This is a genomic window from Actinoplanes lobatus, assembly GCF_014205215.1.
GTDB classification, from domain to species: domain Bacteria; phylum Actinomycetota; class Actinomycetes; order Mycobacteriales; family Micromonosporaceae; genus Actinoplanes; species Actinoplanes lobatus.
In genome coordinates, this window is the sequence record NZ_JACHNC010000001.1 from 4,553,629 (window position 1) to 4,579,299 (window position 25,671).

A 25,671-nucleotide genomic window follows, 5' to 3' on the forward strand; every position below is an offset into this window, starting at 1 on the left:
CGCCCGGACCCGCGTCCGGTCACATCAGCCGGGGGTGCAGTAGCAGTTTCCGGTGCTGCAGCAGTAGCGGGTCTTGCCGACACCGCAACTCTGGCCGGTGTTCCAGCAGGTGACCGCGGCGGCCGCCGACACGGTCGCCTTCGGCAGCACCAGACCCATCACCCGGTCTCCGAGCGCGTTGAGGAGCTTCATCGCGTCATTCCTCCCATGAGATCCCGACCGGCTGATGCCGGCCGGGCATGATCCTGACGCGAGGCGGTTGCGGTCGGCTTGGCGTGTGCTTGGCGTCCGCTTGACGGGCCTCATCCGCCGTACATCACCTCGAAATCCGCTCGTCGGCGCAGCAGGCGTCGCCGCGCCAGGCCTCGCGGCCTTCCATCACCGCGACGGCCGCGATGATCAGCCCGAGGCGTCAATGGGTCAGTGCCTCGGTGGGTGCGAGGTGGGCCGCTGCCGCCGCGGGGTAGAGGCCCGCCACCGCACCGACCGCGATGGTGGCGGCGAGGCCGCCCATGAGCGCCCAGCCGGGTATCACCGCGGGCCACGTCCGGTACCAGGCGTAGCCGGCGGTCGCGATGGAGCCGAACAGAATGCCCGCGCCGCCGCCGAGAGTGGCCAGCAGCAGCGATTCGCACAGGAACTGCAGGCGGATCTGCCCTCGGGTGGCGCCCAGGGCCCGCCGCAGGCCGATCTCGGCGCGGCGTTCGAGCACGGAGATCACCATGGTGTTGGCGACACCGACCCCACCGACGATCAGGGCGACCGCGCCCAGCCCCAGCAGCATCCCGTTGAGCGTGTCGTCGGCCACCCGGGCCGCCGACAGCGCGTCCGAGGGCCGGGAGACCTTCACCTCGTTGGGGGCCTGCGGGTTGACCGTCGCGGCGAGTACGGCGCGGACCTGCTCGACCGACGCGTCCGCGGTGCGGGTGTAGATGGTGGTCGGTGATCCGTCGAAGTCGAGCAGGCGCTGGGCCGCCGGCCAGCCGACGAGCGCCGCCGAGTCCAGTTCGGGCGCGAGCGGGATCGGCGCCAGGATGCCTACCACGCTGAACCAGCGGCCGCCCAGCCAGACCCGGGGGCCGGGTGAGTCGATGCCGAGGCGCTGCGCGGTACCGGCGCCGAGTACGACGGTCGGCCCGTCGGCCCCCTCGGTGAGCCAGCGTCCCGCGGTCAGCCGGGCGCCGACGTGTTCGAGCAGGTCCGCCTGCGCGGCCAGCACGGAGATACTGCCGTTCTGCCCCGCGGGGATGTACTCGTTGCGGTAGACCTTCGCCGCGAGCCGGCCGGTGGCGGTGACGCTCTGCACGGGACCGATGCGCCGTACCATCGCCGTTGATTCGGGTGGCAGTTCTGCCTGCGCACCGGCGAGGGTGTTGCCGGGCGCCACCGTCAGCAGGTTGGTGCCCAGGGCGCGCAGGGTGCGGTCAAGTTCGGCGCGGCTGGACGCGGAGATCCCGACGACGGCGAGCATCGCGGCGATGCCGATCGCGATGCCCAGCGCCGACAGGACGATCCGCAGCGGCCGGGTACGCAGGCCGGCGGCCCCGACCCGGACCACGTCGTCCGGGGCGAGCCGGGCGGGTACCGGTCTCGTCGGCACGCTCACGACTCACCCAGCCGGCCGTCGCGCATCGTCAGACGGCGGGGGAGTTCCGCGGCGATCTTCTGATCGTGCGTGATGACCACGACGGTGGCGCCGTCCGCGTGCAGGCCGTGCAGCAGCGCCATCACGGTGGCGCTGGCGTTCGAGTCGAGGTTGCCGGTCGGCTCGTCGGCGAGCAGCACCGCCGGGTCGCCGACGACGGCCCGGGCGATCGCCACCCGTTGCCGTTCCCCGCCGGACATCTCGTGCGGCCGGTGGCCCGCCCGGTGGTCGAGGCCCACCCGCTGAAGGGCCAGGGCCGCGCGGCGGCGCCGTTCGCGCCGCCGTACGCCGCAGTAGAGCAGCCCGTCGGCGACGTTGTCGAGCGCGGATACCCCGGGTGCGAGGTGGAACTGCTGGAAGACGAAGCCGATGGTGCGGGCCCGCAGGGCGGACAGCGACCGGTCGGGCAGGTTCGCCACGTCGTGGCCGTCGATGCGTACGGTGCCGGCGGACGGGCGGTCGAGTGCGCCGAGCAGGTGCAGCATCGTCGATTTGCCGGAGCCCGAGGGGCCGACGATGCCGACCAGTTCGCCGGCGGCCACGGTGGCCGAGACACCGGCGAGCGCGGTGACACCGCCCGGGTAGGTCTTCTCCACGTCGATCATCTGGATCACGCCGGCATCCCGACGGTCATGCCTTCGGCCAGGCCGGCGCCGCTGACCTCGGCGCGTCCCTCGGCGAACATGCCGACCTGTACGGCCACGTACCGGGATGTGCCGTTCTCGACGACCTGTAGCCCGTATCCGCCGTCCGCCAGCGCGAGCAGGGCGGGCACCGGGACGGTGAGCACGTCGTTGCGCTGCCGGCCGGTGTAGGTGACCTCCACCGGGGATTCGCGCGGGCCGCCGGCGTCCGGTCGGCCGGTCAGCGAGATGGTCACCGGCACCGTCGGATCCTCACCCTCCGCGCCGGTCGCCTTCGCGCCGACGTGGGTGACCTTGCCGGGCGCCCGTTTGCCGCCGGGCAGCGCCACGGACACCTTCACGCCGGGTGCGGCCCAGGCGGCGTCGGCGGCCGGAGCCTTGACGGTGACCACCGCGGCGGTGCCGGTGTAGGTGAGCACCGTACCGGTCCCGGGATCACCGATCCGTACCTTGAGCTCGGCGATCCGGATGCTGCCGGGCGCCACGATCGCCCAGGACGTGGTGACGGTTCCGGTTCGTGGCAGGTCGAGCCGCTCCTGCCAGCGCCGTACGGCCAGGGCGGTCGACGCGGTGTATTCGTCGTCGACGGTGAAGCCGTCGTAGCCGAGCGCGCGCAGGTTGCGCTCGAACTGCCGCACGTCGGGGCCCTCGGTGCCGGGCGCCAGCGGGCGGTACAGCGGCAGGACGCCGTTCAGCAACACCACCGGCCGGTTGTCGACGCGTACCAGGGTGCCGCCGCGTTTGATCGTGGCGCTCTCCTTCGGCAGCCACGTCACGGTGCCGGTGGCGCTCGACCTCATCGGCACCGGGTCCCCGTACCCGAGACTGCCGTTGATCTTGATTTGTTCGGCGAGGGTCTGGCGCCGCACCGTGGTGGTGGCCGCCGGGCCGTCGGCGGCAGGCTCCGGTTGCCTCTCGCGGCCGAGGATCACCGCCGCCGTGCCCGCGGCGCCGAGCGTCGCCAGCGTGACCAGCAGTATCGCCGTCGTTCGGCGGGTCATCCGTCCACCCTGATGGCCGGCATGGCGGCACCCCCGCCGAGCTGCTGGCACTTCGGCGCCGCCGCCTCCAGCTTGTCGAAAACGTCGGCCTTGTCCTTGCCGATGCTGAACTCGCCGGTCTCCGGATCGGGGTCCGGGAACTCCGGCACACCGTTCTCCCGTAGGCACTTGGCATATTCGCGGCGCTTCGCGACGTCCTCGGCCGGCATCTTCCCGGGCTCCCCGCCGTTGGGCAGGAACTCGCGGCACTTGGTCGACGCGGCCGTCAGCTTCGCCTCGTTCGCCTTGGTCACCTCGAGCCCGCGCATCATGCCGTCCGGGCCGGGATCCTCCATGTCGACGCCGTTCTCCCGCATGCACTGCGCGAATCTGCGGCCCTGCGCGGCCGCGTCCTGCGCCTGCGGCACACCGGCACTGGCCGGCGGTTTCCCGCCGGCCGACGCCACCGACGGCTCCTGCTTCTTCTCCGCGCAACCGCTGAGCACGGCCGCGAGCAGCACCGGTACGACGAACAGCCGGGTTCTGTCGGCGAATGTCATCGTGGCTCCTCCCTCGAGTCGGGAACCACCACACCAGTTCGCCCGTTAAATGATCATTAGTGCTGGCGCTAACAGCCTTCTAACGGGTTCGCGCGGCAGTATGGCCCGATGCGTGTACTGGTGGCAGAGGACGAGGTCGTGCTGGCGGACTCGATAGCCGAGGGTCTGCGGCTGCAGGCCCTCGCCGTGGACACCGCCTACGACGGCGACGCCGCACTGCGACGTCTCGCCGTCAACAGCTACGACGTCCTCGTCCTCGACCGGGACCTGCCGGTGGTGCACGGCGACGACGTGTGCCGGGCCGTGATGAACGCCGGCTGGGACGTGCGCATGCTGATGCTGACCGCCTCCGGTGGCCTCACCGACCGGGTCGCGGGCCTTTCGCTGGGCGCCGACGACTACCTGCCCAAGCCGTTCGCGTTCGCGGAGCTGGTCGCCCGGGTCCGGGCGCTGGGCCGGCGTGCCCGCCCGGCCGCCCCGCCGGTGCTGGAACGCGCCGGCATCCGGCTCGACACGTCGCGCCGTCAGGTGTACCGCGACGGCCATCACGTCGCGCTGTCCCGCAAGGAGTTCGCCGTGCTCGAGGAGTTGCTGCGCGCCGACGGCGCGGTGGTGAGCACCGAGCAGCTGCTGGAACGCGCCTGGGACGAGCACACCGACCCGTTCACCGGCGTGGTCCGGGTCACCATGCTGACGTTGCGGCGCAAGCTCGGGCCGCCGCAGGTGGTGACCACCGTGACCGGAGTGGGGTACCAGATCCCGTGACGGCGCACCGGCTGACCATCCGGGCCCGCCTGACCACCCTGTACGGCGGACTGTTCCTGCTGGTCGGTGCCGCGCTGCTCGGCATCACCTACCTGCTGCTCGCGTCCGCCCTGAGCAACCCGAGCTTCGGTCGTACCGCGGTCGTCGCGGCGATACCCGGCATCGAGATCACCGCCGTCGACGCCGGCGTGGCGCAGCCGTCGGACGACGCCGGCGTGGCGCAGCCGACCACCCCCGACCCGAACTGGACACCCGAACAGCGGCAGCAGGCCGAGAAGACCATGCGGCTCGCGGAGACGCTGCAGGAACAGTTCCGCCAGCAGACCCTCACCTCCCTGCTGCGCCAGGGCGCCCTCGCCCTGGCCGGGGTCGGCGTCATCGGCGTCTGGCTCGGCTGGCTCGCGGCCGGCCGCACCCTGCGACCACTGCAGGAGATCACCGCGACCGCCCGCCGGGTGGCCGAAAGCAACCTGCACGAACGCATCGGCCTCAGCGGACCGCAGGACGAGCTGCGGCAACTCGCCGACACCTTCGACGACATGCTCGCCCGCCTCGACGCCGCGTTCGGCGCCCAGCGCCGCTTCGTGGCGAACGCCTCCCACGAACTGCGTACCCCGCTGACCATCAACCGGACCCTGATCGAGGTCGCGCTCAGCCACCCCGACCCGCCCTCCGAGCTGCGCCGGCTCGGTACGGCCCTGCTGGCGATGAACGCCCGGCACGAGAAGCTGATCGAAGGGCTGCTGGTGCTCGCCGGCTCCGAGCAGCGGCTCACCACACGCGACCGCGTCGACCTCGCCGAGGTGACCGGCCGCCTCGTGGACGCCGCCCGGCCCGGTGCCGTCGCCGCCGGCGTCGACCTGCGGTTCTCCGCGGCACCGGCCCAGACGATCGGCGACCCGGTGCTGCTCGAACGCGCCGTGCAGAACCTGCTGCAGAACGCGATCGCCTACAACGTGCCGGCCGGAGACGTGACGGTGACCTGCGCCGGATCCGTGGTCACCGTCGCCAACACCGGGCCGGTCGTCGCCGCCGACGAGATACCCGGCCTCTTCGAACCCTTCCACCGCCTGTCCGGCCGCACCGGCTCCGTCGACGGCAGCGGGCTCGGCCTGTCGATCGTCCGGTCCGTCGTCACCGCGCACGGGGGCGAGATCACCGCCAAGCCCCGGCCCGCCGGTGGACTCCGCATCTCCCTGCGGTTCCCCGCCCCTCCGCGACCCCGGTGAGACAGCGGCCTACGGGTGGTCGTCGGCCCGGTCAGCGGCGTGCGGTGGGGCCGCGAGCCGGGCGGCTACCGCGGCGCGGCGTCCCACCCCGAGTTTGGCGTACACCCGGCCGACGTGCACCCCGACCGTGCCCGGGCTGAGGAACAGTCGCTCGGCGATCTGCCGGTTGGTCAGTCCTTCGGCGACCAGCCTGGCCACCTCTGACTCTCGTGGGGTCAGGGTGCGGTGATCGCCGGGCCGTGAGCGGCGCGCGTTCATCCGCCGTTCGTCGCGGAGGGTGGCGTCGTGCAGTAGTGGCGCTTGTGCCGTGGTGAAGCGGGAACGGGCGTCGGCGAAGCAGGCCCGTGCCTGGGCCGGGCGGCGCAGCGCGGCCAGGGCGTTCGCGGCGAGGTGGTGGGCACGTCCGGCGGCGATGAGGTCGCCCGCCTGGTCCAGGAGTGTGCCGGCGGCTCGGGCTGCCTCGAGGGCGCCGGCCGGGTCGTCGTTGAGCAGGGCGTACCCGCGTGCCATGGCCGCGTGTGCCCGGCCTCGGCGCAGACTGCTGCCGGCGGCCAGCTGACCCGCGTGTTCGGCGGCGTCCCGGGCGGCATCGGTGTCTCCCGCTGCCGCGCATGCCGCCGCCCGGACCTCCCACCAGCGGATCCGCGCCCCCGGATCGATGGTCGGCTTGTGCGGCCGGTCACCGGCCGACTCGAGGAGCCGGATCGCCGCTGCCGGGTCGTTGCCGAGCAGGTGCGCGAGAGCGAAGATCGCCATGGAGCTCCAGGACAGGGGGTGCTGCTGCGCCCGGGCGTCGGCGAGTGCCCGCTCGCCCAGGTGCAGTGCGGCCGGTAGGTCGCCACGCCACAGCGCGAGCCAGCTCTGGTGTTTGAGCGCGGTACCGCATTGGGCCGCGCTGCCGGTGAGCAGCGCGGCGTCGTACTCGTTGTCGAAACACTCGGCCGCCCGGTCGCGGTCGCCGGTCAACGCGTACGCGGTGCCCAGCTGTCCGTACAGGTCGGTGAGCACGTGTGCCGGCCGGTGCCGGTGGGCCACCGCGAGGATCCGGTTCAGGTGCCGGATGGCGTCCGGGATCCGCTCATGGGCGATCTCGGCGGCACCCACCAAGCCGACCGGTTGCAGAACTTCCACCAGGTCGTCGTCGGGTAGCCCGTCCAGGATCCGGGCCGCCTCGTCGAGCCGCGCCGCGGCGGCGGTGAACGCGCCGGTGAGGTGACCGGCCATCGCGGCCAGCGCCAAGGCTCCGGCCAGCCGGGCCGGCCGGGCGTCCCGCCTGGCGTCGCGCAGCGCCTGCCCGGTCCACCGGTCGGCCGCGGCCGGGTCGGAGCGCAACACCGCGCACGTGGCCAGGCCGGTCCGCAGTGTCACCCCGGCGGTGCCGTGCGCCTCGGGACAGGCGGCGAGTTCCGCGGCCAGCAGCGCCTCCGCCTCCATCGCGTTGCCGAGCAACCGCTCCACGGTGGCGGCGAGCACGGCCACCCGGGCGCGTTTCGCCGCGGGGTGCCGCGGCAGGAGCGACAGCAACGCATGGACGCTGTCGCGGCCTCCGGACAGGTCCCCGGCCAGAGACCGCGCCTCGGCGTGCCGCACCAGCAGGTCCCACCGGACGGCGTCGGTGGTGGCGCCGGCAGGCAGCAGGCGCAGCGCGGTAGCCAACCACCGGGCGGCCGTCGCCGGCCCCGCGGGCAGGACCGTAGCGGCGGCCTCGCTCAGCGTGGTGACGGCCGCGGCGTCCCCGACCCCGGCGCAGCGTTCCACATGGTAGGCCCGGTCCGTAGCCGCCGCGCCACGCTCGGCGAGGGCGGTCGCGGCGCGGGCGTGCGCGGCTGTCCGCCAGCCGGCCGGAGCCGACTCGTAGGTGACGGTGTGCACCACCGGATGCCGGAACGGGAACGTCGCGATCCCGGGGACGGGCCGCAGCACGTCCCGGGTCGCGAGCCGGTCGAGCGCGGCGACGACACGGGGTGCCGGGCACGCGGCGACGGTGGACAGCAGATCGATGTCGGCCGCCGGGCCGGCCACCGCGACGGCAGCCGCGACCTGCCGTTCGGTCGATGTCAACGTCGCCAGTTCGGCGGTGAGCGCCGACCAGACCGGGTCCGGCAGGCCGGCCTGACCCGGTGGGCGGTGGCCCCTGACCGGCTCGGCCGGCGCCACCTCGGCGACGGCTGACAACGCCTTGAGATAGAGCGGATTTCCGGCGCTGGCCACATGCAGCTGCTGCCGGCGCCGCGGGGACAGCCGGTCAGGCAGCAGCGCCGCGGTCTCGTCCTCGGTCAGTGGTGGCAGATCCACGCGTACGCTCGTCCCGGTCACAGCGGCGTCGGCGAAAGCGCCGCGTAACCGGCTCGCCAGCTGCCGTGGCCGGTACACCGCCAACAGCAGCACCGGTCCGGGCGGCGGATGCCTGAGCAGGTGCCCGAGCAACTCGGTCGATCCCTCGTCGGCCCAGTGCACGTCATCCAGCGCCACCACCAACGGCCCGTTCCCGGCACCGGCGGCCAGCACGGCAAGAAGATTTCGTACGGCCCGGTGCACCCGATAGCGCTGCGCCGCCGGAATCGACTCCGGTGCATCCGACGGTCCCGGCAACTGCGGCCAGACGGCACGCAGCACCGGAAGGTCGGCCTGTGCCGCCGCCAACCGTGCGGCGGGCAGCCGGCTCACCACGTCACCGAGCGCGTCGACCAGCAGGCCGTACGGGACGTGCCCGTCCGACTCGACGGCCTGCCCGGCACACACCTGAGCGCCGGCGCTGCGGGCATGTGCCAGAAACCGGGCCAGCACGCTCGACTTGCCGATGCCCGGGTCACCGGTGACCTCGGCGACGGCCCACGCGCCGGCTGACGCCTGGTCGTACGCGGCATGCAGGCGCTGCAACTCGGCGCCGCGCCCCACGAACGCCGCACCGGAGGTGTGACCGCTGCTGCCTCGGGACGGTCGCGGGTATGGCATTCGCCAGATGCTAGGCGGTCGGTACATCGACAGACTCCATTGGCGGCGGGTGTTGTGGCGCGCGGCACGCCGGGCGGCCGCAGCCAGGAGGAAATTGATGAGGGGGAGCAGTTTCTTCCCAGGTGGGGCGTACGTTCCGCCTGCCGACGGCCGCGCGGGGGGCGCGCGGCCGTCGCCGCTGCCCGGTGGCCCGCTTCTGTTCGAGAGACACCACATCGAGGAGGGAACACCCTACAGATGAACCGTCATCAAGCCAGGATCCGCACGCTGACGGGCGGCACGGCCGTCACGCTGCTCGCCACAGCCGGCCTGCTTCTCCCCACCGCCGGTGCGCAGGCTGTCGTCACCTGTGCCGGTCTCACGGCCACCATCACCGGCACCGCGGGCAACGACGTCCTCAGTGGCACCGCGAACCGCGACATCATCGCCGCGCTCGGCGGCAACGACACGGTGGAAGGGCTCGCCGGTGACGATGTCATCTGCGGTGGAGCCGGCAACGACACCCTCATCGGCGGAACCGGCAACGACACGCTCAACGGCGAGGACGGAAGCGACACCGCACGGTCGCTGAACACCGCGGACGGCGCCGACAGGTTCTCCGGCGGACCGGGATCCGACCTCGGCACCTACGCGGATCGCACCACGAACGTGAACATCAGTCTCAACGGCATCGCCGACGACGGCGTCGCCGGTGAGGGAGACAACTTCCTCACCGATGTCGAGAACGCACAGACCGGCTCGGGTGATGACCTCGTTGCCGGCAATGTCGCCGACAACCTCCTGGTCGGCGGGGTCGGCGACGACAAACTGCTCGGTGGTGGCGGCGACGACGAACTGCTCGGCGCATCCGGGGCCGACGAGCTGTTCGGCGGGCTCGGTAGCGACGAGCTCTTCGGCGGAGGCGGCAGCGACATCCTGTCGGCGGATGACGGTGTGTCCGCCAACGACACCTCCGACGGCGGCGACAGCTCCGACAAGTGCACATCAGATACCGGCGATGTGAAACGCAACTGCGAGTCCTGAGGTAGGCAACGCGGGCCGAATCCTCGGTGTCGCGTACCGACCGGCGCTGGATCTGCCTGGTCCGCCACGATCGCGGCGGACCAGGCTTCGGTGTCAGCCGCGGCCCGCGCCCGTGAGGCCTGTATGGAATCGAACAACGTCTCCTTCGCGACCGTGGCGGCTCAGCAGCGCCACATTGATGATCGTTCAGCGTGTGAGCGTGAGCGGACATTTCGGGACGATCGTCGTGGCCCGACCGTCCGGGCTCCTCGCTGCGGAGGACGCGGCCCAGGGGTATGGATTCATGCGCCGCTGGCTGCGAGAACTCTGATCGCGCCATCGCGTGAACTCGCCGGACCGGTGCTGGCCGCCTACGTCAGTGACGATCACTGCGCGGTGAAGTAGGCGTAGGAGCCGCCGCCCCACAGTTCGTGGTCGGTGAGCGTTGATTACCCAAAGAAGCCACTTGACTACTTTTGGTGTGTAAAGTCTGCGTGTGGGTCGTACGGGAGCCGGCTGGTCTGCTCGTGGACATCACTCGTTGTGCAGGCCACGCCCGATCCAGAGGTTCTCGGCGCGGCAGTTGAAGGCGGCTTGCGACCCGGGCGTGCACTGCGGGTTGCCAGTTCGACGGTCACCGCTTCGGCGGAGCGGCAGATCCGACCCCGACGTGAGAGGCACGTGTGCGTACTGCATGGGAATCCATCGTCGCGCCGACCGGGCTTGCCCGCCGCTACCGCGAGCAGGGCTGGTGGCGCGACGCGACGTTCTCGGAGGATCTGCGGGAATCCGCCGCGGAAGCGCCCGATGAGACCGCCTTCCTGACATGGCGTCAACGCGAAAAACGGCTGATCGCCCTGTCGTTCCGGGAGTTCGACGTTCGCGCGGACGCTGTGGCCGGTGCCCTGCAGCGGCTCGGGGTGGGCCGCGGAGACGTGGTCGCCTACCAGCTGCCCGCGTGGTGGGAAACCGCGGTCCTGATGATCGCCTGCCAGCGGGTCGGGGCGATCGTGGCCCCCCTGCACACGCTGTCCGGTTCCTTCGAGACGGAGCGTGTGCTGGCGGCCACCGGCGCGGTCGCCTGCGTGGTGGCGGACGAGTACGACGGCGTCGGGCAGGCGCGGCAGCTCCTGGAGCAGGCGCCCCGGCTGCCTTCCCTGCGGCACCGGATCGTCATCGGAGACGCCGCCGCCACGAACGCGGTCAGTCTCGACGACGTCTTCTACGGCCGTCATTCCACCGTCGAGCGGCCGTCCGACCTCGTTCCTTTCGGGTCTGACGAGGTGTGTGCACTCCTGATGACCTCCGGCACCACCGGCGAGAGCCAACTGGTCGCCCACAGCCTCAACACGCTGTACGCGGTACCGCGGCAGGCTCCGGCCCCCGGGCAGCTCCGGGCCCTCACCTCGGGAATGTCCTTCGTCTCGGCGTTCCGCATGACCCTCCACGCCACCTGGCGGGGCGTCCCGACGCTCTTCAGTGACAGCCGTTCCCCGGAAACCTGGCTGGACCTGATCGAGGAGGCGAAAGTCACGGAGCTGCGGACTTCGCCCCGGATGCTCCGAACCCTCGTCGAGGAACAGCGGCGCCGGGCGCGTGACGTGTCGAGCCTGGAATCCGTCTGCAGTTTCGGAGGGGTGATTCCCCCGGTGACCCTGTCGGACGTGCGGGAGCGCCTGTGTCCCGTCGTGCGGAACGTCTGGGGCATGACCGAGTGCGGCAACGTGCTGACCACCGCCGCGGAGGATCCGCCGGAGCAGGCCAGTCGGAGTCTCGGTCGAATGGGGCAGGACGGGGGAGAGGTCCGGTTGGAGCCGGCAGGCCGCGCGCACCACCGCGGTGACGTCTTCCGCCTGCACGTGCGCGGGCCGGCGGTGTGCCTGGCGACCGTCGGCCGTGACAGCGGGCAGGTCAGGTGGTCCCCGGACACCGACGACGGCTGGCTGGACACGGGTGATCTGGTGACGCCCGACGGGACGGGCGGACTGCGGTTCGTCGGCCGGGTGGCCGAACGCATCGGCGACGCCTGGCAGGTCCCGGTGACCGATGTCGAGAACGCACTGCTGACCCACTCCGGTGTCGAGGACGCGGTGCTGCTGCCCTGGCCACACACCGACGGCCGGGAAACCCCCTGCGCCGCCGTCATCTCCGCGACCCCGCTGGAACTGCGGGACCTACGCGACCACCTGGACCGGCTCGGCTTCCGCGAGCTCTGCCTGCCCACCCGGATCGAGCACGTCACCGAGTTCCCCCGCACCGAACTGGGCAAGGTGCGCCGCAAGATCCTGCTCGACCGGCTGAGGGAGCGAGCGGCGGTGACCGCGGGCTGAGGGAGCTGGACTCGATCCACTCCTGGACGTCCAGCCCCCGTGCTGCTGTTCCCGGCCCTTCCCCTCCGATGAGGCCGTTCACTCCCCGACACCCCTTGCCTACATGGCCTGTCCGAGTCCTGGCCGGACGAGGGCGACGACACCGCCGACATCTGCGAGAACGGATCTGGAGACAGGTGAGCACAACAGGACTGGTGAGGTCGGTGCAGCATCGGGACACGGGGCGGGAAACCCACGCGAGCATCGTCCTGGACGGACACGGCCTCACGGTGGAGGACGTCGTCCGCGTGGCCCTGCGGCAGAACGCCCCGGTCGAACTGGCCGAAACGGCGGCCGCCCGGATGGTGCGGTCCAGGCAGCTCAAGCTGGAGCTCCTCGACACCGGGCAGCCGGTCTACGGTGTGACGACCGGATTCGGGGCCAGTGCCGACCGGCAGATCTCGGTCGACAAAGCCGCTGAACTGCAGCGCAACATGATGCGGTTCCTGCGCAATGGCACCGGCCCTCTCGCCACACCCGAGATCTGCCGCGCGACCTTGCTGATCAGGGCAAACTGCCTGGCGCGAGGAAACTCCGGAGTCCGCCCGCTCATCGTGGAGCGCCTGCTGGACCTGTTGCGCCACGACGTGCTCCCCATGGTCCCGGAGCGGGGTTCTGTCGGCGCCAGTGGCGACCTGGTCCCCCTGGGACACCTGGCCGCACCCCTGATCGGCGAGGGGGAAACCTTGTACCGGGGCTCGGTGCGCCCCGCGTCCGAGGTCCTGGCCGAACTCGGGCTGGGCCCGGTCGAACTGGAGGCGAAGGACAGCCTCGCGCTCGTGAACGGCACATCGTTCTCCGCCGCGTTCGCGGCGCTGGCGGTCGTCCGGGCCGCGGAACTGGCCGAGTTCGCGGAGACGGCAACAGCCCTGGCGTGCGAGGCCCTCGAGGGCAACCGCGGCCACTTCGCGGCCTTCCTGCACGAGAGCAAGCCGCATCCCGGCCAGGTGGCAAGCGCGCGTCGCATCACCGAGTTGCTCTCCGGTTCACAACTGGCCCTGGAACACGGCCAAGTCGTGGGGCTCAGCACCGCCCTGGGCGAGCGGGGCTACCAGCGGCTGAACCGCAGCGTGCAGGACCGCTACTCGGTCCGCTGCGCACCGCACGTGATCGGCGTGCTGAGGGACACCGTCGACTGGGCACGCCACTGGATCGAGACCGAGATCAACTCATCGAACGACAACCCGCTCTTCGACACCGAGACCGGTACGGTGCACAGCGGCGGCAACTTCTACGGCGGTCACCTCGCTTTGGCGATGGACGCGTTGAAGGTCGCGGTGGCGAACGTCGCCGATCTGCTGGACCGGCAACTGGCCCTGCTGGTCGACGACAAGTTCAACAACGGTCTGACGGCCGGCCTGGTCGCGCCGGTCGGTGCGGACGACTGGGCGGCGGGTCTGCACCACGGCTTCAAAGGCATGCAGCTGGCCTGCTCGGCCGCCACCGCCGAGGCCCTCAAGACCTCCACACCGGCCGGCGTCTTCTCCCGCTCCACCGGGGCGCACAACCAGGACAAGGTGAGCATGTCGCCGATCGCGGCGAGGGACGCCTGCACCGTGGTCGACCTGACCCGGGAGGTCACCGCGATCCACCTCCTGGCGGCCTGCCAGGCGGTCGACCTGCGTGGGACCGAGCTGATGGGGCCACACACCCGCCGGGTGCACGAACTGGTCCGCACACTCGCCCCCTTCACCGCCATCGATCGGCCCATGGACGGCGACATCAGGGCTCTGCTCGGCGCGATGCGCGACGGCTCACTACTGCGGGCAGGCGCGACGAGCGCACGGCCTGCCACGGTTCACATGACCTCTGACCTCTGACTTCCAGCATCTGAGCGAAACGAAGGGAAGTCCCGCTGTGGCGGATGTGATGCCCACGCGGATGCGGGCGGTCGTCAAACGCGGCACCTCGGTGACGGTCAGCCAGGTCCCGGTACCTCGACCGGCTCATGGAGAGGTCCTGATCGGAGTCGAGCTCGCCGGAGTGTGCCGCACCGACATCTACGCCGCCAAGGGGCTGCTGCCCTGCGCCGATCCGCTGATCCTCGGCCACGAGTTCGCCGGAGTCGTCGTCGCCCTCGGCCCGGAGGTACACCGGTTCTCCCCGGGGGACCGGGTCGCGGTCATGCCCGTGATCCCCTGCGGCCTGTGCCGACGGTGCGCGGCGGACGAACCGGAGTGCTGCCCGCACCACGACTTCCTGGGAGTCGGGCGCCACGGCGCGTTCGCCGAGTACGTCGCCGTACCCGCGAACGTGGTGCACCCCTTGCCGGACCACCTGTCCTTCCGGGAAGGCGCGTACGCCGAGCCGGTCTGCGCGGCGATGGCGGTCCGGAAGACCGCCATCCACCCGCGGGAGCGCGGTCTGGTCTACGGCGACAACCGGATCGCCGAGCTGACCAAACGCGTCCTGCACTCGGCCGGTTTCGACATCGTGGACACCTACGCGGAGGACTCCGCGACGCCGTTGGAGACGGACGCGTACGACTACGTCATCGAGACCCGGCCGACCGGGCCGGCATTCGACGAGATGATCCGGGCGGTCCGCCCAGGCGGCCGGATCATTCTGAAGAGCCGCCCAGCCGCCCCGGTCCCGATCGGCCTGAGGGCCGTCCTGCGCAAGGAACTCGTTCTCGAGTCGGCGTCCTACGCGCCCTTCGCCGAAGCACTGGCCTTCCTGGCGAAGCACGACGTCACGGATCTGCTCGGCGACACCTACGCACTGGAGGACTTCACCGACGCATTCACCGCCGACGGCGCCGGCGAGGAACGGAAGACCTTCCTGTCCTGCCGCCCACGGTGACCAAACCTCCAGCCTGCTCGGCATCCCGCTGAACCAGGCCACGCCGTGCCCGAACCACAACCGCCGGGTACGCCCGTCACGTTCCAGCCATCGGCACACCGCTGCCGCCGCGGCCTGCTCCGGCTCCAGCGACGCCACCCTGGCGGCCCGAGATGCGCAGCGAGTTCCGCGAGTTCGGGCACCGGCCCGGATTCCGCGTTGATCCACGCCACCAGATCGAACCCGTGCGCCAGACACCACCGCGCGTACCCGGCGGCCAGCTGGGATTTGCCCGCCCTCGCACTCCCGGCAACGCCACCAACGCCGCCGCGTCCCGACGGCCCAGCACCTTCCGCAACTGCCGCTGCTCCCGGGGCCGAGGCTGCGATGACGTCGTCAACGACACCTTCATCATCCTGATGACGAAGTGGGACACGATCCGGCTGCCCGAGCGCTACATGTTCACCGTGGCCCGCCGCATCATCGCGAAGGCAGCCCGCGAGGGCGGCCGGTTCACCGGCGCGCCACGCAACCTCGACCACGGCGAGCGAGACCCCGGCGAGGCCGACCAGGTCGAGGGATGCGACCAGCTCCCGACCGCCTGGGCGCCCGCCCACCGAACAGCACGCCATCAACCGGCTGCTCGTCGACCAGCTGACCGACGGACTCCCGCTGAATCAGCGCCAGGCCGTGATGCTGGTCAACGGCTTGGGGCTACACGTACAAACAGGCCGGCGCCGCCATGGGCGGCAAAGCCGACGGCACGGTGACCAGCCACCGGCACCGGGCCATGCTGCGGATCCGCAAGACCGCGATGTTCCTCGGCCTGACCGCTGGGATCGTGTTCCTGATCGGCGGCATCGCCTGGATCATTCGCTCCTGGGCCCCGGAACACGACGACCGCACCCTGCTGGCGTTCCTGGACGACCTGCCGCCCGGAGGGGCCGCGGCGATGCTCTTGGCCTGGGAGGTCATCCAGGTGTTGTTTGCGGCTTTCGCGGCGTTCTGGAGCCGGTCGCCGAGCCGTCGGAGCCCCGCGCGGCCTCTTCTTCTCCTTCTTCTTCTCCGCCTCCGCCGCTCCGGCGACCGCGACCGCGAGGCGCAGCCCGCCGATTCCGGCCAGGCGGAGCAGCCGCACCGGCGTAGGTCTCGGCGCGGGCCCGGGCCACGATCGTCGGGATCGAGCGCCAGGCCCCGTGCCGGCCGCCGATCCGTTCGACGTCGGCGAGCTGCTCACCCGCGAGCAGCGGCTCGACGGTCTCAAGGCCAGGTTCGAGCAGCACGCCGACGACGCCGGCGTCCCGGTGCTCGGCGAGGAGGAACTGATCGTGGTGGCCGAGCTGCTCGGCGAGCTCAACGCCCGCGCCAACCCCGGCCCGGGCGCCGACACCGACGGCTGGGGCCGGCTGGCCGCCCAGATGGCCTCCCGCATCTACAGCAGGCTCGGCATCTGACCTGACGGAAGGTGCCCTCGATCATGACCGAACCGAAGTCCGACCTGCGCAGCTACCTGGCCCCGCGCCTGGCGTGATCCCAGGTGAGGTCACCCGGAGGTGAGATTCCCCCGGGTGACCCGACCAGAGCTATTCGTCCTCGACGGCGCGGGTGATCAGGTGGCGTAGCAGTCTGGTGGCCACGTCCCGGTCCCGGCTGAACCGGTAGGTGTAGAAGTCCTCGCTGTCCGGGACAGCCGTGGCGACCAGGGCTGCGGCGGTAGACGGGGTGATCATGGCGATGGCGGTGTGGTTGAACAGCGGGTTGTTGTTCGACAGGGCCGCCATGTGCACGCGTCGGATCGGTCGCAGATCCGCGTCGGGGGCGAGCAGGACGGTCATCGCGCTGTTACGGGCGAGCTGGTTTGCGGTGGCCAGCGGTGCCCCGGAGGGGAACCGGCCGTTCGGGCAGACGATGGCCATCGCAGCGGGGATGTCACTGTTTGTGGCGGTGCTTTCCAAACGCGCGGCGAGTTCCCGCACCAGGGCTCCCGGCGCGATGATCTCCTCGCCGGGCAGCACGAGCGGGTCGGAGTCGTCGTCATCGGCCGTGACCATTCTCGGCAGGGTGATGCGGTCGACGCCTTCGCTGGATAGCTGGGGGACCGTCGCGGCTGCCCCGAACAGGTAGCCCTGCCCGAGCCGGGCGCCCAGGCTGGTGGCGACCGGAAGTTGATGGTCGTATTCGACGCCTTGGGCGACGACGAGCGCGCCGGTGGCCTGGCGGTAGCCGGCCACAGCGTCCAGCACCATCGCGGTGTGCGCGTTGGGGGCATTGGCCAGCAGAGCCATGTCGAGTTTGATCACGTCAGGTGCCAGGATCGGAAGTAACGCGAGCGCGTCGGTGCTCGCGCCGAAGTTGTCGATGGCCACCCGGACGCCGAGGGCACGGACCCGTTCGGCTGCGGCCAGCGCGGTGAGCGGGTCGCCGGTGAGCACCGCATCGTCGATCTCGGCGACGACCGTGTGCCGGTCGACAGCCTCGCGCAGCTGGGCGGCGAACTCGTCGGGGGTTTCGGCGAGCAGCCCCTGGGGCAGCGCGTTGACGAACAGCAGCGTCTTGTCGGGCAGGGCCACCTTCAGGACGGCGTCCGCGGCGACCGTCCGAGCGAGCATGTCGAGTTCGGCGAGCAGGTTCGTGGCCGCCGCAGCGGTAAACATCGCGGCGGGGGAGGCGAACGGGGTGTTCACCGGGCCCCGGGCGAAGGCCTCGAAGCCGACCACGTGTCGGTTGTCCAGGCTGAGCACCGGCTGGAACTCAGTGGTCAACAGCCGCTGCTCCACGATCTTCTCGATCGTCGTGCTTTCGGTCGGCCGTGGTGTCCTCAACCGCCCGGCCACCGTAACCACCGAGGTGGGCAGTGGCGTCTCGCGCAGGAACAGCATCGTCATACGGTCTCGCCCTTTTCTACAGATCACGGAGCCGCCCGGCCCTCTGCTAGCGCCCTTCTATCGGCGGCATACCCCGACTCGCCTTACGACACCGACGTGTGACGTAGGGCACCGCACACTGCCGGCCGGCTGCTTTGGCATCGACATCAGCGGCGCCACCGCATGGCGCCGTCATTGACTTTTTCAACCTGTACCGCAGCCCGCCAGGGGAACACCAGATCGGCCAACGGAGGGGTGTGGCCCCAACCCGGCAGCGCCGCGGGCGAGGGTGACGGCCGACATAGAAGAGGCCGGATAGGCGGGGCCGTCCTCTGCAACCACATCCCCCGGGGGCCCGATGCGCCGGCCGCGAGATCTGGATGGAGGATGTCGTGCTCGGCGGGTCGGTCGGCGGGAGTCGATCGCGGTAGGTGGGCGTGCGGTGCGGTCGTGTGGGTTGAGAGACACCGCTACGTTCCGCTATGCACAACTCCTGTGAGCTGTAGCCGCCCGGAACGTCGGCACCGACCGCGGCCCAGAAGGATTTCGAGTCGGGCATGTGCCCACTGGCGGCGTACCAGGTGGTCACTTCGGGATGCTCGGCGCGAAGAGCTTGAAAGCCGGCGGCGGCCAGTCCGCCGCGTTATCGGCGTCCGACTCGATCACCAGCTGACGTGCGTCGTCGCCTGCTCACGCAGTTGTCGCAACTCGCTCTCAAGATCGGCATCCATGCCAGCCCGGCCCCCTGCGCTCAATGGATTCATGTTCCGTGAAGTTCGGCTTGCCAGCGCGCTATCGTCGTCAGATTGCCGGAGCAACGGTGAGGCGATCTCACGAGGGCTACAGGCGGTCGGCATGACGACGCCTTCGCGGGCAACGGCATGTTCGACCCGGTCGAGCCGGGTCGCAGCGATAGCGTCGGCGGGCAGGTCGAGCCGGTGTCGGCCAGGTTGTCGAGGTCATGGCGGACCCTGCTGCGGGTTCGCAGTGCGCGTACAGCAGTAACAGCGCCGGTAGAAGTAAAGCTCAGGCGGTCAGCAGCGGCAGGGTGAGCGCGTACGCGCCGAGCAGCACCAGCCCGTCGGCGCGGCTGAGCCGCAGGCCCCGGTGTAGCAGTGCCCATGCGATCAGCGCCGTGAACGCCATCGCTACGAGCAGTGGCAGCCCGGCGCGGGCTGGGTGGTCCATGCCGGATGCGAAGCCGACCATCGCGCCACCGGCGAGGCCGTTGAACAGGTTGCTGCCGAACAGGTTGCCCACGACCAGGTCGGTCTCACCGCGGCGCTGGGCCTGGATCGTGGTCACCAGCTCCGGAAGCGACGTGCCCAGCGCGACGAGGGTGAACCCGATGACCAGTTGCGGTACGCCGAGCGCGGTGGCGATCGTGGCGGCGTTGACGACCAGCAGTTGCGCCCCGGCGAGTACTCCGGCCAGGCCCAGCGCGGTGCGTACCGGCTCGAACCATGCCGGCGGCCGCGAGACAGGTCCCACCATGACGGCACGGCCGGCGGCGTTGAATTCAGCTACCTCGGCGGTCAGTTCCTGATTGCCGCTGGAGCGGGCCCACCGGACCAGCATGTACAACGCGCCCGCTGCCGCCAGGGCCGCCACGAGTGCGGTCATCGGAGACAGACCCCACCACGCCAGCACGGCGAACACCGCGACCGACGCCACCGCGAGCGGTACCTCTCGGCGGATCAACGTCGAGTCCACTGTGAACGGGGCGATCAGTGCGGCGATCCCGAGGATCAGTGTCAGGTTGAGGATGTTGGACCCGACCAGGTTGCCGACCGCGATACCGGTGTCGCCGCGGCTGGCGGCGAGCGCCGACACCAGGAACTCCGGCGTGCTGGTGCCCACCCCGATCACGACGACGCCGACCACCACCGGACTGATGCGCAAGCGGGTGGCCAGGTGGGAGGAGCCCAGCACAAGGTGGTCGGCAGCAAAGGTCAGCAGGGCCAAACCGGCCAGGACAAGCAGGATCTGAACGAGCATCGTGTGGTGCTCCAGGGCGTGCAGGGATAGAGGGGTTGCTCGCCGACCAGGCTTCCCGGCACACCGGTCCACACCGTAGCGCATCCGCGCCCGTCCAGTCCGGTCCCGGCAGCGTGCGGGAAGGGCTAGAAGAATCGCAGGTAGAGGTAGGGGACGCAGATCGCGACGGTGATGGCGGTGACGATCAGGCCGTACTTGGTGAATTGCCAGAACGTGATCGGCCGGCCGGCGCGTTCGGCGATGCCGAGTACGACGACGTTGGCTGACGCTCCGATGGCGGTGGCGTTGCCGCCCAGGTCCGCGCCGAGCGCCAGGGCCCACCACAGGACGTTGCCTTGTGCGGTGCCGTCGGCGTGGACGAGGTCGGCCACGATCGGGCTCATCGTCGCGACGTAGGGGATGTTGTCGACGATCGCCGACAGGCCGGTCGAGACCCACAGCAGCAGCAGGGTCGTGCCCCACAGTTCGCCTTCGGTGGCCTGGGCGGCGGCCTGGGACAGATGTCCGATGGCGCCGGTGTTGACCAGCGCGCCGACCATGATGAACAGGCCGACGAAGAACAGCAGCGTGTGCCACTCGACGTCCCTGGCGACCTCGTCGGGATCCAGGCGGGACGCCGCCAGCAGCAGCAGACCACCCACGATCGCGACGACCGCGGGCTCGACGTGCAGCACCGAATGAAGCACGAACCCGGCCAGGACCAGGGCCAGGACCGCGAGGCTGACCACGAGCAGGCGTGGGTTGCGCACCGCGTCACGTTCACGCATCGCCATCACGGCGCTGACTTTGGCGCTGTCGTGGCGAAACGCGTCACGGAACAGCCACCGGCACAGCAACAGGAACACCACGAGCAGGATCGCCACGATCGGCGCGAGGACGTTGAGGAAGTCGTTGAACGTCAGACCGGACTTGCTGGCGATGATGATGTTGGGCGGATCGCCGATCAGGGTGGCCGTACCGCCGATGTTGGACGCCATCACCTCGGCGATCAGGAACGGGGCGGCGGGCAGGCCGAGCCGGTCGCAGACGAACAGGGTCACCGGCGCGACGAGCAGCACCGTGGTCACGTTGTCCAGTCCGGCGGAGGCGACCGCGGTGATGACCACGAGCAGGACCATGACCGGGTACGGCCGGCCGCGGGCACGTTTGACCGCCCAGATCGCCAGGTATTCGAACAGGCCGGTGCGGCGCAGCACCCCGACGATGAGCATCATGCCGATCAGCAGCACGATGACGTTCCAGTCCACCCCTGATTCGGGGGAGAAGAACGCGTGCTGAGCGTCGGTCGCGCCGATCAGCAGCATCGCGACCGCTCCGGCCAGCGCCGCGGCGACCCGATGTACCCGTTCGGTCGCGATCAGCACGTAGGCGATCACGAACACGGCCACGGCAAGCCACGCCTGAAGGGTCATTGCGGTACGACCCGGTCGAGCAGCCCGTGCAGGGTGACCGCGCCCTGCAGGATGCCGCCGTCGACGACCGCTACCAGAGGGCTGCGGGTGCGTGCCATCAACGCGGCGATCTCGAACACGGTGACTTGCGGGGACACCACCGGCAGCTCGTGCGGCTGCGGCGGCAGGCACTCGCGCACCGTACGCCCGTCCAGCTCGCGCATGAACACGTCGGCCGCGGCCTCGTCGACCAGTTGCGCGAGGGTCGGGTCGTCCTGGCAGTACGACGGGACCGCGAGGCGCAGCACCTGCGTCCCGGGCAGTACCGCGAACGGCGCGCCGTTGTCGTCGACGACGATCAGACCGGGCAGGTCGGCGTCGGCGAGGATCCGAGCCGCTTCGATCGCCGGTGTAGCGAGAGTGACGGTCGGCCAGGGCACGACGAGATCGGAGGCACGCAAATCGGAAACTTCCTGTTCTGATCGTCGCTGAACACGATGCCGACCAGACTTCCCGGCGCTCCTCACCCCACCCTAACGGATCACTGGTGACGCCGTCACCGCCAGGTGCACGTGGACCGTCCGGGCCGACGTCGGGTGTGGGTAGGCGTCCGCCCCTGTCGGCAGATTCCACCTCGACCGCTACAGCCTCGCTCATGTAGATCGGTTCGGTCCCAAGATCGGCGTACCCGATGGGGGTGTATGCCTAGCGGCCGCGGGCGCTGATGAGCTACCCCTTAGGTAAGCCCGGTTCCTGCCGCGTGCTTGTCGATGAAGAAGCTGATAGACACGCCGGGCCGGCGTCGCGTCGCCTGGCTTGTGCTCGCCGCCGGGACGGCTGGTACGTCTTCGACGACGGCCGACACGTCGACGTCGGCGCGCTCAAGGGCGACAAGGGCAGCCAGAACTACCCTATACCGGACGACCTGGACCTCACCGTGTACCGCAGCGTCTCGATCCGGTGCGAGCGGTTCCACGTGTCCTTCGGCGCCGCACAGCTCACCGACTGAGGAGACCGACACCTATGACCGAGACCCGCTACGACGACCTGCGCGCCCTGTTCGTCAACTGCACGCTCAAGCGTTCCCCCGAACTGACCCACACCGGCGGGCTGATCGACGTGAGCGCCGGCATCATGCGCAAACAGGGCGTCGCCGTCGACGTGATCCGGGCGATCGACCACGACATCGCCACCGGCGTCTGGCCGGACATGACCGAACACGGCTGGGCGACCGACGAGTGGCCCGCGATCTACCGCGACCTGGTCAAGCCCGCCGACATCCTCGTCATCGCGGGACCGATCTGGCTCGGCGACAACTCCTCGGTCACGAAGCGGATCATCGAACGGCTCTACGCCTGTTCGAGCGAGCTGAACGACGCCGGGCAGTACGCGTACTACGGCCGGGTCGGCGGCTGCCTCATCACCGGTAACGAGGACGGCGTCAAGCACTGCGCCCAGAACGTCCTCTACAGCCTTCAGCACATCGGGTACACGATCCCGCCACAGGCCGACGCCGGCTGGATCGGCGAGGCCGGCCCCGGCCCGTCCTACCTGGACCCGGGCTCGGGCGGTCCCGACAACGACTTCACCAACCGCAACACCACGTTCATGACCTGGAACCTGCTACACCTCGCGCGGATGCTGAAGGACGCCGGTGGCATCCCCGCACACGGCAACCAGCGCAGCGAGTGGGACGCCGGTTGCCGTTTCGACTTCGCCAACCCCGAATACCGATGACCTGCCAGGCCTGACCGTTCAGAAGAACATCGTTGGGTAGGCGCTCGGGGACCAGAACCCGGGCAGTGTGACGGACCGGTGTCAGCGGTTGCGGCTTTGAAGCGGCTACGGACCGGAGTCGCGTTGCGCGGGAGCTGTGCGTTCAGCGGCTGAGGGTTTCAGGTGGATCCGGGTGGGAGTACGGTGAGCCCAGGTGTGCCGGGAAGCCTGGTCGGCGGTCATCGATTCATGTCGACCGAAGGGCTTCCCGATGTCTGAGCCTGCACTGCGCGCTGTCGAGCTGACGAAACGATACGGTCGTCTCACCGCCCTGGACACCCTGACCCTGGACGTACGGCCGGGCGAAGTGTTCGGCTTCCTCGGGCCGAACGGGGCCGGTAAATCCACCACCATCCGCCTGCTGCTCGGCTTGGCCCGGCCCACCGTAGGGCGGGCCGAGGTGTTCGGCGTCGACGCTGCCGACGTCGCCCGCGCGCACGCCTCGCTGGCTTATGTCCCGGCCGATGTGGCGTTGTGGCCGCAGCTGACCGGCGCTGAGATCCTGCACCTCCAGGCCCAGACCGGTCCCGGTACCGATCTGGCCTATCGTGATGAACTCGTCGAACAATTTCAGCTCGACCTGTCGAAGCCGGCCCGCACCTATTCGACCGGCAATCGGCAGAAGGTGGCGCTGATCGCCGCATTCGCCACCCGGGCGCCGCTGCTGGTGCTCGACGAGCCGACCAGTGGTCTGGACCCGTTCATGGAACGCGAGTTTCGTACCGCCGTCGGTCAGGCACGCGACCGCGGGCAGACCGTCTTCCTGAGTTCGCATCAGCTCGCCGAGGTCGAGGCCGTCTGCGACCGGGTCGGCATCCTGCGCGCGGGACGGCTCGCCGAGGTCGCCACCATCGGCCGGCTCCGTGGCCTGCACCGCTGCGAGGTCAGTGTCGCCTACCGCGGCGCCGTGCCGTCGCTGTCGACCGTCCCAGGTGTGGGAACGGTCGAGGCGGTCGGCGAGGGGCAGTTGCGATTCACTTTGACCGGGCCGCCGGCGCCTGCCTTGCGGGCGCTGGCTGATGCTGACATCACCGCCCTTTCGGTACGGGAACCGAGTCTCGAGGAGATCTTTCTCGACTACTACGGGACGCGGGCGGGCCGATGAGCACCGACATCCTGCCTGCCCCGGGGCGTGCCGTCACCCGCCTGGCGATCCGGCAGGTCCGTCGTAGCGGTTCCATCGTCGTCGTGCTGATCACCGGCATGACGGCACTGGTCACCTCCACTTACGCCCAGGTGATGGCGGACCCGGCCGCGGCGGGCAGCCTGGAAGCGCTCGCCGGGAACCCGGCCATCCGCACGCTCTTCGGCGAACCGGTCGGTCTGGACACCGCGGGCGGGTTCACGGTGTGGCGGGTCGGCACGGTCACCGCGGTGCTGCTCGGAGCCTGGGCGATTATGGCGACCACCCGAATCACCCGCGGCGAGGAGGACTCCGGCCGGTGGGACATTCTGCTGGCGGGGCGGGTCGCGCTGCGGGAGGTCGTGCTCCGTCACCTCGCCGCGGTCATGATCGTTCCGGCTGTCACCGGCTGTCTGCTGGCCGCAGTGCTGATCGCAGCGGGCACTCCGGTGTCCGGGGCCGTGCTGCACGGTGCCGGAACCGGCCTGCTCGGCATGGTCTTCGTTGCGGTGGCCGCGCTCGCCGCGCAGATCTTTCCCGCCCGGGCGGCGGCCACCGGCACGGCCGTGGCGGTGCTCGGTGTGACCCTGCTGCTCCGGATGATCGGCGACGGTGTCACCGCACTGGGCTGGCTCCGCTGGCTGTCACCGTCCGGGCTGCTGGGGCTGAGCGGACCGTACGTACACAATCGAACCTTGCCGTTGTTGATCATGCTCGTCGTGGCGGCAGCGATCACCGTGGCGGCCCTGGCCGCCGCAGGTCGGCGGGAGATCCGTGGCGGGCTGGTCCCGGCGGTTGCCGGCCGCCGTCCCCGGCTGGGGCTACTCGGCAGCGCGGAAGCGTTCGCGGTGCGGCGAGTGCTGCGGCCGCTGACCGGCTGGGCGATCGGGATCGGCGCCTACTATTTGCTGATCGGCCTGACCGCGGTGTCGGTGACCGGTTTCCTCACCGACAATCCGGCGATGGCCGACCAGGCCGCCGCCGCCGGATTCGACGCACTCGGTGACGTCGCCGGCTTCGCCGCCGTCCTGTTCGCGATCCTCGGCCTGCCCGTCGGCGGGTTCACCGCCGTGCGGATGAGCGCGTTCGTGGCCGCCGAGGCCGATCGGCGCCTGACCCTGCTGGCGGCCCAGCCGATCCGGCGGACACGCCTGCTCGGCGCGGAGCTGACCGCGACCGCGGGCGCCGCCACCGTGCTGGTCACCCTCGCCGGCCTGACCACCTGGCTCGGAGTGACCATCATCGGCGGGGACTTCGAGCTCGCCGCGGCTATGCGCGGGGTGTGGAACACGCTGCCGGTCGTCTGGCTCAGTCTCGGCGCCGCGGTGTTCGCCACCGGCTGGGCACCACGATGGGTGGGTGTCATCGGCGCTTTGCCGGCCACCGGCGGCTTCCTGCTGCTCGTCATCGCCGAGAGCATCGCCGCACCGAACTGGGTGCGGAACCTGTCGCCGTTCACACATCTGGCACCCGTACCGCTGACCCCTGTCGACTGGACCGCCTCAGCCACGATGACGGGGCTCGCCGCAATCCTGACCGTCGCCGGCGGCGTCGGTTACCGCAGGCGGGATCTACGGTCGTGAACTACT

22 protein-coding genes are annotated in these 25,671 nt (G+C 70.6%); 11 read left to right on the forward strand and 11 right to left on the reverse strand.

Annotated features, from left to right (window positions below; all coding sequences use genetic code 11):
* Window positions 1-24 precede the first annotated feature (24 nt).
* The 5 genes from BJ964_RS20995 to BJ964_RS21015 form a co-directional block, all read right to left on the reverse strand.
* The gene (locus tag BJ964_RS20995; RefSeq protein WP_188122248.1) at window positions 25-192 is read right to left on the reverse strand and encodes a hypothetical protein; all 168 of its coding nucleotides are present in this window, start codon (window positions 190-192) and stop codon (window positions 25-27) included.
* Window positions 193-412: 220 nt separating this feature from the next.
* Window positions 413-1,606 carry an ABC transporter permease gene (locus BJ964_RS21000; protein ID WP_188122249.1) on the reverse strand — a complete coding sequence of 398 codons (1,194 nt, stop codon included), beginning with the start codon at window positions 1,604-1,606 and terminating at the stop codon, window positions 413-415.
* Window positions 1,603-2,259, reverse strand: a complete 657-nt coding sequence (locus BJ964_RS21005; RefSeq protein WP_203832487.1) for an ABC transporter ATP-binding protein — start codon at window positions 2,257-2,259, stop codon at window positions 1,603-1,605. Before BJ964_RS21005 ends, BJ964_RS21000 begins: the two co-directional genes overlap by 4 nt.
* A complete protein-coding gene (locus BJ964_RS21010; protein WP_188122250.1) occupies window positions 2,256-3,290 on the reverse strand; it encodes a peptidoglycan-binding protein in 1,035 nt (344 codons plus the stop codon). The genes BJ964_RS21005 and BJ964_RS21010 overlap by 4 nt, the downstream gene beginning before the upstream one ends.
* Window positions 3,287-3,829 carry a hypothetical protein gene (locus BJ964_RS21015; protein WP_188122251.1) on the reverse strand — a complete coding sequence of 181 codons (543 nt, stop codon included), beginning with the start codon at window positions 3,827-3,829 and terminating at the stop codon, window positions 3,287-3,289. The genes BJ964_RS21010 and BJ964_RS21015 overlap by 4 nt, the downstream gene beginning before the upstream one ends.
* 108 nt (window positions 3,830-3,937) lie before the next feature.
* On the opposite strand from BJ964_RS21015, the gene BJ964_RS21020 reads away from it, so the two are divergent.
* Window positions 3,938-4,594, forward strand: a complete 657-nt coding sequence (locus BJ964_RS21020) for a response regulator transcription factor (RefSeq protein WP_188122252.1) — start codon at window positions 3,938-3,940, stop codon at window positions 4,592-4,594.
* Window positions 4,591-5,823 (forward strand): sensor histidine kinase, encoded by a 1,233-nt coding sequence (locus BJ964_RS21025; RefSeq protein ID WP_188122253.1) that lies wholly within the window; start codon window positions 4,591-4,593, stop codon window positions 5,821-5,823. The genes BJ964_RS21020 and BJ964_RS21025 overlap by 4 nt, the downstream gene beginning before the upstream one ends.
* 9 nt (window positions 5,824-5,832) lie before the next feature.
* Here BJ964_RS21025 and BJ964_RS21030 read toward each other — a convergent pair whose 3' ends face one another.
* A complete protein-coding gene (locus BJ964_RS21030; protein WP_188122254.1) occupies window positions 5,833-8,778 on the reverse strand; it encodes a helix-turn-helix transcriptional regulator in 2,946 nt (981 codons plus the stop codon).
* Between the two features lie 54 nt (window positions 8,779-8,832).
* On the opposite strand from BJ964_RS21030, the gene BJ964_RS21035 reads away from it, so the two are divergent.
* From BJ964_RS21035 to BJ964_RS21050, 4 genes are all read left to right on the forward strand, one after another.
* The gene (locus BJ964_RS21035; protein ID WP_188122255.1) at window positions 8,833-9,801 is read left to right on the forward strand and encodes a calcium-binding protein; all 969 of its coding nucleotides are present in this window, start codon (window positions 8,833-8,835) and stop codon (window positions 9,799-9,801) included.
* A gap of 662 nt (window positions 9,802-10,463) precedes the next feature.
* A complete protein-coding gene (locus BJ964_RS21040) occupies window positions 10,464-12,110 on the forward strand; it encodes an AMP-binding protein (RefSeq protein ID WP_188122256.1) in 1,647 nt (548 codons plus the stop codon).
* A 203-nt stretch (window positions 12,111-12,313) separates the two neighbouring features.
* Entirely contained in the window at window positions 12,314-13,969 is a 1,656-nt protein-coding gene (locus BJ964_RS21045) for an HAL/PAL/TAL family ammonia-lyase (protein WP_203832486.1), read from the forward strand.
* Between the two features lie 49 nt (window positions 13,970-14,018).
* Window positions 14,019-14,951: a zinc-dependent alcohol dehydrogenase gene (locus tag BJ964_RS21050; RefSeq protein WP_188122258.1), complete on the forward strand. Its 933-nt coding sequence runs from the start codon at window positions 14,019-14,021 to the stop codon at window positions 14,949-14,951.
* Between the two features lie 679 nt (window positions 14,952-15,630).
* On the opposite strand, the gene BJ964_RS21055 is transcribed toward BJ964_RS21050, so the two are convergent.
* The gene (locus BJ964_RS21055; protein ID WP_188122259.1) at window positions 15,631-16,068 is read right to left on the reverse strand and encodes a hypothetical protein; all 438 of its coding nucleotides are present in this window, start codon (window positions 16,066-16,068) and stop codon (window positions 15,631-15,633) included.
* A 58-nt stretch (window positions 16,069-16,126) separates the two neighbouring features.
* Between BJ964_RS21055 and BJ964_RS21060 the strand changes: the two genes are divergently transcribed.
* Entirely contained in the window at window positions 16,127-16,384 is a 258-nt protein-coding gene (locus BJ964_RS21060) for a hypothetical protein (RefSeq protein ID WP_188122260.1), read from the forward strand.
* 129 nt (window positions 16,385-16,513) lie between these two features.
* Here the strand turns inward: BJ964_RS21060 and BJ964_RS21065 are convergent, their stop codons facing one another.
* The 4 genes from BJ964_RS21065 to BJ964_RS21080 form a co-directional block, all read right to left on the reverse strand.
* Entirely contained in the window at window positions 16,514-17,815 is a 1,302-nt protein-coding gene (locus tag BJ964_RS21065; RefSeq protein WP_188122261.1) for an EAL domain-containing protein, read from the reverse strand.
* Between the two features lie 1,005 nt (window positions 17,816-18,820).
* Window positions 18,821-19,792 (reverse strand): calcium/sodium antiporter, encoded by a 972-nt coding sequence (locus BJ964_RS21070; RefSeq protein ID WP_188122262.1) that lies wholly within the window; start codon window positions 19,790-19,792, stop codon window positions 18,821-18,823.
* Between the two features lie 125 nt (window positions 19,793-19,917).
* Complete coding sequence (locus BJ964_RS21075; protein WP_188122263.1) at window positions 19,918-21,204, reverse strand: ArsB/NhaD family transporter; 1,287 nt, start codon at window positions 21,202-21,204, stop codon at window positions 19,918-19,920.
* Complete coding sequence (locus BJ964_RS21080; protein WP_229806994.1) at window positions 21,201-21,623, reverse strand: CBS domain-containing protein; 423 nt, start codon at window positions 21,621-21,623, stop codon at window positions 21,201-21,203. The genes BJ964_RS21075 and BJ964_RS21080 overlap by 4 nt, the downstream gene beginning before the upstream one ends.
* A 320-nt stretch (window positions 21,624-21,943) precedes the next feature.
* Between BJ964_RS21080 and BJ964_RS48020 the strand changes: the two genes are divergently transcribed.
* The 4 genes from BJ964_RS48020 (at window position 21,944) to BJ964_RS21100 (ending at window position 25,665) form a co-directional block, all read left to right on the forward strand.
* Window positions 21,944-22,192, forward strand: a complete 249-nt coding sequence (locus tag BJ964_RS48020) for a DM13 domain-containing protein (RefSeq protein ID WP_407650813.1) — start codon at window positions 21,944-21,946, stop codon at window positions 22,190-22,192.
* Between the two features lie 14 nt (window positions 22,193-22,206).
* Complete coding sequence (locus BJ964_RS21090; protein ID WP_188122266.1) at window positions 22,207-22,920, forward strand: flavodoxin family protein; 714 nt, start codon at window positions 22,207-22,209, stop codon at window positions 22,918-22,920.
* 250 nt (window positions 22,921-23,170) lie between these two features.
* Complete coding sequence (locus BJ964_RS21095; RefSeq protein ID WP_188122267.1) at window positions 23,171-24,064, forward strand: ABC transporter ATP-binding protein; 894 nt, start codon at window positions 23,171-23,173, stop codon at window positions 24,062-24,064.
* Entirely contained in the window at window positions 24,061-25,665 is a 1,605-nt protein-coding gene (locus tag BJ964_RS21100) for an ABC transporter permease (RefSeq protein WP_188122268.1), read from the forward strand. Before BJ964_RS21095 ends, BJ964_RS21100 begins: the two co-directional genes overlap by 4 nt.
* Window positions 25,666-25,671: the final 6 nt, after the last annotated feature.

Coding starts and splice junctions, on each gene's coding strand:
- BJ964_RS21075 (WP_188122263.1), bottom strand. CDS start 21,204: ATGACCCTTCAGGCGTGGCTTGCCGTGGCCGTGTTCGTGATCGCCTAC.
- BJ964_RS20995 (WP_188122248.1), bottom strand. CDS start 192: ATGAAGCTCCTCAACGCGCTCGGAGACCGGGTGATGGGTCTGGTGCTG.
- BJ964_RS21070 (WP_188122262.1), bottom strand. CDS start 19,792: ATGCTCGTTCAGATCCTGCTTGTCCTGGCCGGTTTGGCCCTGCTGACC.
- BJ964_RS21095 (WP_188122267.1), top strand. CDS start 23,171: ATGTCTGAGCCTGCACTGCGCGCTGTCGAGCTGACGAAACGATACGGT.
- BJ964_RS21100 (WP_188122268.1), top strand. CDS start 24,061: ATGAGCACCGACATCCTGCCTGCCCCGGGGCGTGCCGTCACCCGCCTG.
- BJ964_RS21020 (WP_188122252.1), top strand. CDS start 3,938: ATGCGTGTACTGGTGGCAGAGGACGAGGTCGTGCTGGCGGACTCGATA.
- BJ964_RS21015 (WP_188122251.1), bottom strand. CDS start 3,829: ATGACATTCGCCGACAGAACCCGGCTGTTCGTCGTACCGGTGCTGCTC.
- BJ964_RS21065 (WP_188122261.1), bottom strand. CDS start 17,815: ATGACGATGCTGTTCCTGCGCGAGACGCCACTGCCCACCTCGGTGGTT.
- BJ964_RS21090 (WP_188122266.1), top strand. CDS start 22,207: ATGACCGAGACCCGCTACGACGACCTGCGCGCCCTGTTCGTCAACTGC.
- BJ964_RS21030 (WP_188122254.1), bottom strand. CDS start 8,778: ATGCCATACCCGCGACCGTCCCGAGGCAGCAGCGGTCACACCTCCGGT.
- BJ964_RS21050 (WP_188122258.1), top strand. CDS start 14,019: ATGCCCACGCGGATGCGGGCGGTCGTCAAACGCGGCACCTCGGTGACG.
- BJ964_RS21010 (WP_188122250.1), bottom strand. CDS start 3,290: ATGACCCGCCGAACGACGGCGATACTGCTGGTCACGCTGGCGACGCTC.